General features: G+C 65.3%; 11 protein-coding genes and 2 pseudogenes. 6 read left to right on the forward strand and 7 right to left on the reverse strand.

Features of this window, described 5'->3' with window-relative positions; genetic code table 11:
- Positions 1-300: pseudogene (locus ALC15_RS40160) on the reverse strand (hypothetical protein); the annotation flags it as partial.
- A 35-nt stretch (positions 301-335) separates the two neighbouring features.
- The gene (locus ALC15_RS40165; RefSeq protein WP_050632042.1) at positions 336-1,628 is read right to left on the reverse strand and encodes an adenylosuccinate synthase; all 1,293 of its coding nucleotides are present in this window, start codon (positions 1,626-1,628) and stop codon (positions 336-338) included.
- A gap of 353 nt (positions 1,629-1,981) precedes the next feature.
- Between ALC15_RS40165 and ybaK the strand changes: the two genes are divergently transcribed.
- Entirely contained in the window at positions 1,982-2,464 is a 483-nt protein-coding gene (ybaK, locus tag ALC15_RS40170) for a Cys-tRNA(Pro) deacylase (protein WP_050632043.1), read from the forward strand.
- Positions 2,465-2,567: 103 nt separating this feature from the next.
- Here the strand turns inward: ybaK and ALC15_RS40175 are convergent, their stop codons facing one another.
- The 4 genes from ALC15_RS40175 to ALC15_RS40185 are packed head-to-tail and all read right to left on the reverse strand — an operon-like array spanning position 2,568 to position 4,792.
- Positions 2,568-2,786 carry a hypothetical protein gene (locus ALC15_RS40175; protein ID WP_050632044.1) on the reverse strand — a complete coding sequence of 73 codons (219 nt, stop codon included), beginning with the start codon at positions 2,784-2,786 and terminating at the stop codon, positions 2,568-2,570.
- A 38-nt stretch (positions 2,787-2,824) separates the two neighbouring features.
- The gene (locus ALC15_RS47420; protein WP_283806342.1) at positions 2,825-2,956 is read right to left on the reverse strand and encodes a hypothetical protein; all 132 of its coding nucleotides are present in this window, start codon (positions 2,954-2,956) and stop codon (positions 2,825-2,827) included.
- Between the two features lie 17 nt (positions 2,957-2,973).
- Positions 2,974-4,188, reverse strand: coding sequence for a cytochrome P450 (locus tag ALC15_RS40180; RefSeq protein WP_244486486.1), 1,215 nt, complete (start codon positions 4,186-4,188; stop codon positions 2,974-2,976).
- Positions 4,148-4,792 (reverse strand): acyl-homoserine-lactone synthase, encoded by a 645-nt coding sequence (locus ALC15_RS40185; protein ID WP_157860997.1) that lies wholly within the window; start codon positions 4,790-4,792, stop codon positions 4,148-4,150. The genes ALC15_RS40180 and ALC15_RS40185 overlap by 41 nt, the downstream gene beginning before the upstream one ends.
- A gap of 90 nt (positions 4,793-4,882) precedes the next feature.
- Between ALC15_RS40185 and ALC15_RS40190 the strand changes: the two genes are divergently transcribed.
- Positions 4,883-5,656 carry a helix-turn-helix transcriptional regulator gene (locus ALC15_RS40190; protein ID WP_050632046.1) on the forward strand — a complete coding sequence of 258 codons (774 nt, stop codon included), beginning with the start codon at positions 4,883-4,885 and terminating at the stop codon, positions 5,654-5,656.
- Between the two features lie 100 nt (positions 5,657-5,756).
- Here the strand turns inward: ALC15_RS40190 and ALC15_RS48105 are convergent, their stop codons facing one another.
- Positions 5,757-6,020 carry a DUF7324 family protein gene (locus ALC15_RS48105; protein WP_430649230.1) on the reverse strand — a complete coding sequence of 88 codons (264 nt, stop codon included), beginning with the start codon at positions 6,018-6,020 and terminating at the stop codon, positions 5,757-5,759.
- Here ALC15_RS48105 and ALC15_RS40195 point away from each other — a divergent pair.
- The 4 genes and pseudogenes from ALC15_RS40195 to ALC15_RS40210 all read left to right on the forward strand — a co-directional run bounded on the left by ALC15_RS40195 (position 6,019) and on the right by ALC15_RS40210 (position 9,664).
- Positions 6,019-6,405, forward strand: a complete 387-nt coding sequence (locus ALC15_RS40195) for a hypothetical protein (protein ID WP_050632047.1) — start codon at positions 6,019-6,021, stop codon at positions 6,403-6,405. The genes ALC15_RS48105 and ALC15_RS40195 overlap by 2 nt on opposite strands.
- Before the next feature lie 181 nt (positions 6,406-6,586).
- Positions 6,587-7,515: pseudogene (locus ALC15_RS40200) on the forward strand (DMT family transporter).
- 77 nt (positions 7,516-7,592) lie between these two features.
- Entirely contained in the window at positions 7,593-8,402 is an 810-nt protein-coding gene (locus ALC15_RS40205) for an MlaD family protein (protein WP_050632048.1), read from the forward strand.
- A 107-nt stretch (positions 8,403-8,509) separates the two neighbouring features.
- Positions 8,510-9,664 (forward strand): alpha-hydroxy acid oxidase, encoded by a 1,155-nt coding sequence (locus tag ALC15_RS40210; RefSeq protein WP_050632049.1) that lies wholly within the window; start codon positions 8,510-8,512, stop codon positions 9,662-9,664.
- The last annotated feature ends 54 nt before the right edge of the window (positions 9,665-9,718 follow it).

A 9,718-nucleotide genomic window follows, 5' to 3' on the forward strand; every position in this document is an offset into this window, starting at 1 on the left:
GCCAGCCTCCGGCGGCCTCGCATTGGCACGGCGCAACGGATCGCCGAGGCGGGCGCCGCCGCCCGGGCGCGAGGCCTCGCGGGCGCGCTGCGCGGCCTCGGACTCGACCTTGCGAACCGCCTCTTCCAGCGACAGCCGTTCGCGGGTGATCTCGGACTCGGAGAGCGGCGGCTGCACGCCGCGGAGTTGCTGGATCAACGCCGTCCGCGCCCGCGCATACAGCGCGCGGCGGGCTTCGCCGGGGGCGTTGGGGTCCAGTCCGGCTATGGCACGGGCGATCAGCGGGTAGTAGTCAGCCATTTCCACACAATTGGTGGGATATAGGTAATATCCCGTTAAGCCTCGAACGGATTCTGTACCAGAATAGTATCTTCACGCTCCGGACTGGTGGACAGCAGGGCGATCGGGCACCCCACCAGTTCCTCGACCCGGCGGACATACTTGATGGCCTGGGCCGGCAGGTCCGCCCAAGACCGCGCATTGGCGGTCGGCTGCTTCCAGCCCTCGATGATCTCGTAGATCGGCTCGACGCGGGCCTGCGCGCCCTCGCCCGCCGGCAGATGGTCGATTTCCTTGCCGTCGAGCTTGTAGCCGATGCACACCTTGATGCTGTCGAACCCGTCGAGGATATCGAGCTTGGTCAGCGCCAGCCCGGCAATTCCGCAGGTCCGGACCGTCTGCCGCACCAGCATCGCGTCGAACCAGCCGACCCGGCGCTTGCGCCCGGTGTTGACGCCGAATTCCTTGCCGCGACGGCCGATTTCCTCGCCGATCTCGTCGTTCAGCTCGGTCGGGAACGGACCCTGGCCAACCCGCGTGGTGTAGGCCTTGCAGATGCCGAGCACATAGCCGACGGCGCCCGGCCCGAGGCCGGTGCCGGTCGCGGCCTGCGCCGCCACCGTGTTGGACGACGTCACGTAGGGATAGGTGCCGTGGTCGACATCGAGCAGTGCGCCTTGGGCGCCCTCGAACAGGATGCGCTTGCCCTCGCGGCGCTTGAGGTCGAGCAGCCGCCACACCGTCTCGGCATAAGGCAGCAGCTTCGGCGCCAGCGCCGACAGCTCGGCCAGGATGACCTTGCCCTCGATCTCCGGCAGATTGTTGCCGCGGCGCAGCGCGTTGTGATGCGCCAGCAGGCGGTCGATCTTGTGCGGCAGGGTGTCGAGGTCGGCGAGGTCCATCAGGCGGATGGCGCGGCGGCCGACCTTGTCCTCATAGGCCGGGCCGATGCCGCGGCGGGTGGTGCCGATCGAGGTGATGGCGTTGGAGGATTCGCGCAAGGAATCCAGCTCGCGGTGCAGCGGCAGGATCAGCGTGACGTTCTCGGCGATGCGCAGATTGTCCGGTCCGACCGCGACACCCTGCCCCTTCAGCTTGGCGACCTCGTCGAGGAAGGCCTGCGGGTCGAACACCACACCGTTGCCGATCACCGCCAGCTTGTTCGGGCGCAGCACGCCGGACGGCAGCAGCGCAAGCTTGTAGGTCTCGCCATTGATCACGAGCGTATGGCCGGCATTGTGACCGCCCTGGAAGCGCACGACGATGTCGGCCTGTTCCGACAGCCAGTCGACGATCTTGCCCTTCCCCTCGTCACCCCATTGGGCGCCGACGACGACAACATTGGCCATTGCGAAGATGTTCCCTTCAGGTGTTTCAGACCATGACCATGATCGCGGCGAAAACGCGTCCGCCACAGCGATCATGCATTGATATGCCCAGCCCAAATCGCGGCGCCCGGCCGCGCGCACGCAAGGCGCCTACCCGATAAAGGAAGCGGGTCGGCTGCGCAAGCAAGAAGGGGGTCGTTTACGTCTTTTAGATGAGCTACAACCCCTTGATATCCCCCGAAAATTCCATGCAGCGCCCCGCCGCGCCGCCCTCGCGGGGATTTAATGTTGGCGCGGCTCGAGGCTGGCCGTCCGGCCAATTGATCGCCAGGCCCATTGCGGCGATCATTCAGCCCTAACAACCGGCCGGATCCATGCCCAATTCGACCCAAGCGACGATGGCGCTGCGCAAGCTAGGCATTGCCTTCAAGCTTCACACCTATGTCTACGACTCCAGTGCCGAGAGCATCGGGCTGCAGGCGGCGGAGGCGCTCGGGGTCGACCCGAACCGCATGCTCAAGACGCTGATGGCGGAGGTCGACGGCAAGCCGGTCTGCGCCGTGGTGCCGTCCGACTGCGAGGTCAGCATGAAGAAGCTCGCCGCAGCGCTCGGCGGCAAGTCGGCCAGGATGATGCGCCCAGCCGATGCCGAGCGTCTGACCGGCTATCATGTCGGCGGCATCAGCCCGTTCGGCCAGAAAAATAAGGTGCCGACCGCGATCGACGAGACCGCGCTCACCCATGTCACCGTGTTCGTCAATGGCGGCCAGCGCGGCCTGCAGATCGAGATCGATCCGAACGACGCCGCGCTTGCCGCCGGCGCCTCGATGAAGGCGCTGGTGGCGACGCAGGACTAGAGCTTCGGCTCCGAATGAATCAAGGCCAAAGCTCCGGCTTCTTGTATTGACGCGTTCTCTTCACGCGAGCGGGTGCCCACTTCGCTCGAAACGCTCTGTGCGATCAGTGCGAGGACTTGTCCCTGCTGAACTCCGCGCCAACGTAGTCGGACAGGCCGGTCAATTCCTCTGCCGAGATATCGTTGACGTTGAGCCTGAGCTGCATGATCGCGAGGTCGAGCAGATGTGCGGCAAAGCTGGCGCCGGCCGCCGTCACGATGCTGCGCTGTTCGATCAACACCGCGATGACGTCGCGCAGACTGCGCACTTGCACTTGATCCATGGCCCTTTGCCCGATGCTGGCCGTCGTGATGTGTGTTGTCATTGGGAAACCGATTGTAGTGTGCTGATGGATGCTGCGTTGGCGGCTGGAATGTATGGCAGCCGCTCGGCTTCCTCGCCGAGCTGCGGGATGCGCGAGGGCATCTCGCGGACTTCGATGTCGATCGTCATCGGCGGCGGAATCAGCGTCACCGAGCTTTCGGCCAGGGCGCCGGATTCGGGCTGACGGCGGTGAAGCGATAGGCGGCGGCAATCTCGAGCGCGAGCAATTGCAACTCGAGCATCGCAACCCCCATCCCGGCGCAGGCGCGCGGTCCGGCGCCGAACGGGATATAGGCGTCGGTGTTGTAGCGCCGCGTCATCAGGAAGCGGTCGGGGTCCTCGAAATGCCTGGGATCGCGCTGCAATTGCCAGGGACAGATCAACAGCGAGGTGCCGACCTTGAGGTCGCGCCCGCCGATCGTTACCGGCTGCATCACCTCGCGGGAGAACCACCAGGCGCTGGGATAAAGCCGGCAAACCTCCTTGACGAGGGTCGCGCTCAGATTGGCGCGCTTCACCGCGTCAAGTCGCAGTTCACCGTCGTCGCCAAGGCACTCCGCCGCCTCGTCGGCAATCTCGTCCATCAGGGCGGGATCGGAAGCCATCTGGTAGAACATCCACGCTGCAGTCGAGCCCGTGGTGTGATGGCCAGCCAGCAGCAGTGTCAGGATCTCGTCCTCGACATCGCGATCGCTCAGGCCGAGCGCCTCGAGATCCCGCAGCGCGCTGCTCGAGCCCGCCTTGCGGCGCAGGCGTTGCACCACCGTCGACATCGCAAGCTTGGCGCAGACCCGGTTCTGCCTGCGCCGGTACCAAGCCACCGGACCGAACGGCAACGCGCGGAACATCTCCTCGGCCAGATCGTCCTCGATCACGCCGACGGCCTGAACCAGCGCCTCCTCGTCGCCGGACGACATCACTTGGGAACCGAAGATCGCGACGCAGATGGTGCGCAACGCCAGCATCGCGGTGACGTGGTGCGGATCGAACGAGCCGAGCCGCGCCAGGCTGGCACCGACCGCGCGGATCTCGGCGCACATATGCGGCAGGAATTTCTCGACGCTGCCCTTGGCCATGTGCTTCTGAAGCACCGTCCGCCGCCGCTTGTGCTCTTCGCCGCTCAGCATCAGCGAGCTGCGGCCGAGCACCGGCGTCAGCTTCTTGATCAGCTTGCCCTTTCCGATGTCGGTCTCCGGCGCCTTGAGGATCGGGCGCAGCAGATCGGGATCGTTCACCAGAAAGACCGGCGCAGGACCGAGCCGTAGAGGCACGAGCCCCAGCTCGGCCTCATTGCCGCGCGTCAGCAACAGACGCAGTGGATCACGCTGGAATGCTCGAACGTCCGAGAACATGTGAGGCATCGTGAATCTCCAATTGCCGTCCAAGGTCGAGGAATTTGGTCAAGCCGGGATTGTCGGCGAGACCAAGCGGGATTTCGCCGGCGAGCGCCGTCAGCGGGCGGCCCATGCGATCATTGCCAATCACCTGCGGAGGGCCGTAGCGGCGGGTGCGGATGTCCATGCGGGTAAGAAAACGCTCGTAGGAAAGGTCGGCGAGCGCCACCAGCGCCGCCGCCCCGCGCAACTCGGCGAAGCGGAACATAAGCGCGTAGTTCACGCGCGCCGTCTGCGTCCTCGCGACGCTCGGCAGCACGCCGAAGCGGCTGATCTCCCAGGCGTCGCGACGGCTCGGAAAACGGCGCATCGCAAGCTGCGGGAACACCGACTTGGTAAGATAGGGGTAATCCGTGCGGATCGCCCGGAAACCGCCGACCAGCTCCACGCCTGCAAACAACAGGCAGTGCTCGGTGTACCAGCAGTCGAACTGATCGCGTTCGACGTCGCCGGTCGTGCTCAGAAGCCAGCCGCAGTGGTCGACGAACAGCTGCTTGCGCAGCCGCAACATCGCCCCGACATGTGCCGGATCAAGCTCTTCCCTGGTGATGAGTGCATGATAGCCGTCCAATGAATGCGGCATTATCCTTTCCTCCAAATGCGGAACATCTGGAACGAAAGGGGTTAACTGTGGTACCCCCGAAAACCGGGGGTTTTAGCAATGGGCCTGGTAGACGCGATTTCGACCATTGAGGCGTCGGATACGATCGACGAGCTCAGCTCGTCGTTGCACCGGGTCATCCAGAACTACGGCTTCTCGGGCTTCGCCTTTGTCGATGCCGGCCGGCCTGACCTTGATCTGCCCTATCATATCGGCACCTTTCCCGATGCCTGGAAGCGGGCGTATGTGCAAAACGAGTTCGTCCATGCCGACCCGGCGCTGGCGCGGTCGCGACGCACCAACACGCCATTCAGCTGGAGTAGCCTGAAGCTGCCGGAGCGAAGCGGACACAAGCGGGCGCCCGAGGCCAAGACGATGGACGCCGCCCGGGAGTTCGGCTTCAAGGACGGCTTCGTCGTGCCCTTCCACTATCGCGACCGGCTCGGCGCCGTACACTCGAGCTCGACGGTGTTCTTCTGGGAAGAAGAGCGGCGCGACTTCGACAAGCTGTTCGTCTGCCATCGGCATGAACTGCATCTTCTGATGATCTACTGGGTGCAGCGCGCGATGGACATCGTCAACCGCGACCAGCGCAACGCGCCGACCATCCTGAAGCCCGCCGACGCCGCCGAGGCCATCAAGCTCACGGGGCGGGAGAAGGAAGTGATCGCCTGGGCGGCGCGCGGCAAGACCGTGGCCGACACCGCGCAGATCCTCGGTATTTCGCCGGAGACGGTGGAAGGCTTCATCAAGCAGGCGCTGCGCAAGCTCGAGGCGTCCAACAAGACGCACGGGGTGGCGAAGAGCATCGCGCTCGGGATCATCGACTTGTGAGCCGCCGCCGCTGAGCTCGGTGGCCAAGTCACACATCAGGATTGGATCCTTCTCAACCATCGCTCCAAGGTTGCATTCGCGCACCGTCTTGATAATAAGGTCAGGCTGACAAGGCGAAGGCCGGATGACGCGAAAGCGAGCATCTTAGACCAGAGGCCGCGGACGATACCGCCCCGCCCTGCGCGACGGCTGGCCGTCGTGCAGGCGCGGATCGGCCTGCATGCCGCCCGTTGCAGCGGCAGCGGTCGTCGATTGAATGATCCGTAAAAGTCCCGACACGACGAACCGCAGTTCCATTTGTTAGCATTCTGTCTTGGGGAAATGCTGCCCACGGACGTAGCCGGAGATCGCCGAAGCGCATCATGAGCACATCGCAGGACGACCAGATCGATCAACTGGTGCAGGCGCGCTGGCGCGCAATCGGACTGTCCCAGGCCGATCTCGCCGAGATCCTGTGCTCGGGCGCCTCCCTGCAAAAGAACGGCGTGGACGGCACGGTGAAGGTCGATACCGGCCGCCTGGCGACCGTCGCCGAGATGCTCGGGATCGCCGCCGACATGCTCAACCGCCGGCCTGCGACGACAGCGCAGACACAGGCCGGCCAGGCCGCGGAATCGCTGCAGTCCCTGCTCGAGCTGCGCATGCTGCGGGTGTTCCGCGACGTGCAGGACCCCGACACCAAGCGGATCCTGATCGAGCTCGCCGAGCAGATCGTCAAGCGTCAGACCACGCCGCCGAAGGCCGGCTAGACACGATCCGGAAAGTGCGGCGGGATCTTCCGGAAGGGGGACTTCGCGCATGGTCGCGATGCGTCCATCCCCATTGATGGAATGGCGGAATCCGTGTCTGTGACAGGGGCCGGGGAAATCCATACCGGCCCGGTACAGCCTGCCGGGCGGGCCGCGGCGTCGTGAACCCGGGCCTCATCGCATGTCTGCCTCCGATTCCACCGCAACGCCTGCGTCCGGCTCCTGGATCGCCAACCAGCCATATCTGCTGCTGTGCATCACCGCGATGTGCTGGGCCGGCAACGCGATCGTCGGCCGGCTCGCCGCCGGCCACATCCCGCCGGTGACGCTGTCGTTCCTGCGCTGGTTCGTGGCGTTCCTGATCATCCTGCCGTTTGCCTGGAGGCACCTCGCCCGCGACTGGCCTGCGATCCGCAAGAATCTCGGCATCATGATGCTGCTGTCGCTGACCGGCATCAGCGCCTTCAACACGCTGCAATACTGGGCGCTCGAATACACCCAGGCGCTCAACACGCTGCTGCTGCAATCCTCCGTGCCGCTGATGGTCGCGCTGTGGTCGCTGATCCTGCTCGGCACACGGCTGACACTGATGCAGCTGTGCGGCGTGTCGCTGTCGCTCGCCGGCGTGCTGGTGATCCTGCTGCACGGCGATCTCACGACGCTGTCGAAGATCGAGTTCAACAAGGGCGACCTGATCTTCATCGGTGCGCTGGTGATCTTCGCGCTGTATTCGGTGCTGACGCTGAAGCGGCCCAAGATCCACGGGCTGTCGGTCGCAGCCTTCACCTTCGGCTGCGGCGCGCTGCTGCTGGTCCCGTTCTTCATCTGGGAACTCGGCGCGCGTCCGGTGATGCAGCTCACGGCCAACAATCTGCTGTCGCTGTTCTATGTCGCGGTGTTCCCCTCGACGCTGGCCTATCTGTGCTTCAACCGCGGCGTGCAACTGATCGGCGCCAACCGCGCCGCGCCGTTCTTCCACATGGTTCCGGTGTTCGGCACCATCATGTCGATCGTGTTCATCGGCGAGCATCCGCAGGCCTTCCATTTCATCGGCTTCGCCTGGTGCTGGCCGGCGTCTTCGTGGCTTCGCGGAAGCAGTCGGCGGCCTGATCCCGCCCGAGCCGCGGTGACTATCGGCGGCAAATCCGCTATCTGTTGAGACTGCTTCGCAGACAGGTCCCAAACGCATGGCGCGCGCCAGCAATCTCGTGATCGGCACCCTGACGCTGGCCCTCGTCGCCGGCTCGCTCGGCGGCTGGCTGGGCTATCAGCGCTATGCCGGTATCAAGCGGATGGTCCCGTTCCGCGTCGTGTTCGAGGGCTCGGCGTCGGGCCTGCGCCGCGGCGCCAGTGTCAATTTCGCAGGCGTGCGGATCGGCGAGGTGGTCTCGATTCGGCTCGACCGGCATCGCGTGGTGGCGATGACGCGGATCGAGGGTAACGCTCCGATCAAGAAGGACACCCAGGCCGGCCTCGAATTCCAGGGCCTGACCGGAATCGCCTCGATCTCCTTCACCGGCGGCACCGACGATGCGCCGCCACCCCCGCTCGGCGCCGACGGCATTCCCGAGCTGACCGCCGACGCCGAAGGCACGATGGGAATCCAGGAGAAGCTGCGCGTCGCGCTGCGCAATGTCGACCGCGTCATCACCGAGAACGAGGCCGACATCAAGGACTCGCTGCTCGGACTCGAGAACTTCACCAACTCGCTGTCGGGCAATGGCGAGCTGATCGCCGGCTTCATCGACGCCGCCGACGACGGCATCAGCACGGTCGACGCCAAGCTGGCCTCGGCCGACAAGTTCCTGAAGAGCTTCGGCAGCGACAAATACGGCGGCGAGCTGCTGCCGACCGTGATCTCGCTGCGCGAGCTGATCCAGAGTTTCGACAAGAAATCCGGCACCATGATCGCCGAGACGCGCAAGACGCTCAGCGACGTCAGCCAGTCCGTCAACGCGTTCAACGAGAAAATTGCCGGGCGCAGCGGCAGGCGCTAACTTCAAGCTCCATCCAAGAACCAAGAACAACGGAAACGCCCAACGTGCACGACCGGACCGCAGCGCCCTCCCCGCCTCCCGCAACCGTCAACCGCGCAGCGAGCGCCGTGCCCCGGCATTTGCGGCGCTATCTCACGCTCGACGATTTCGAGCCGCGGGCGCGGCAGCTGCTGCCGAAATTCCTCTACGGCTACATCTCCGGCGGCGCCGAGACCGACGCGGCACGCACCGACAATCGCCGGGCATTCGACGAATACGGCTTCGTGCCGCGGGTGCTGAAGGACGTCTCCGGCCGCGACCAGAGCACGACGCTGTTCGGCAAGACCCACGCCTCGCCGTTCGGGATTCCGCCGATGGGCTCGTCCGCGCTGTGCGCCTATCGCGGCGACATCGTGCTGGCGCGCGCCGCGGCCGCCGCCAACGTCCCGATGATCCTCTCGGCCTCCTCGCTGATTGCGCTGGAGGACGTCCGCGCCGCCAATCAGCAGGCCTGGTACCAAGCCTATCTCGCTGGCCTCCCCGAGCGGATCGAGCCGCTGGTCGATCGCGTCGCGGCGGCCGGCTACGACACTTTCGTCGTCACCGCCGACGTGCCGGTGCCGCCCAACCGCGAGAACAACATCCGCAACGGCTTCCAGGTGCCGCTCGAGATCACGCCGCGGGTATTCTGGGACACCATCACCCATCCGGACTGGCTGCTGAACACCTGGGCGCGCACCGTGTTCAATCACGGCATGCCGCATTTCGAGAACATGGACGCCAAGCAGGGGCCGCCGGTGCTGTCCAAGAATCTGATGCGCAACATCGGCAGCCGCGACCAGCTGGCCTGGAAACATGTCGAGCTGATCCGCAAGCGCTGGAGCGGCAAGCTCGTGGTCAAGGGGCTGATCGCGCCGGAAGACGCGCGGCTGGCGCGCGAGCATGGCTGCGACGGCGTGATGGTTTCCAACCATGGCGGCCGCCAGCTCGACTACACCGTCTCCGCGCTGCGCACGCTGCCGGAGATCGCCGCGCAGAAGGGCAACATGACGGTGATGATGGACGGCGGCATCCGCCGCGGCACCGACGTGATCAAGGCGCTGGCGCTCGGCGCCGACTTCGTCTGGATCGGCCGTCCGTTCCTTTATGGTGCCGTGGTCGCGGGCGAGGCCGGCGTGTCGCGCGCGATCTCGCTGCTGCACGCCGAAATCGACCGCGACCTTGCGCTGCTCGGCATCCGCAGCTTGAAGGAAATCACGCCGGACCTGGTGCGGAAGTTCTGAAGAATATCCGCAGCGAAATCGTGCCCCTCTCCCGCTTGCGGGGGAGGGTTGGGG

This window comes from Bradyrhizobium viridifuturi, assembly GCF_001238275.1.
GTDB lineage: Bacteria > Pseudomonadota > Alphaproteobacteria > Rhizobiales > Xanthobacteraceae > Bradyrhizobium > Bradyrhizobium viridifuturi.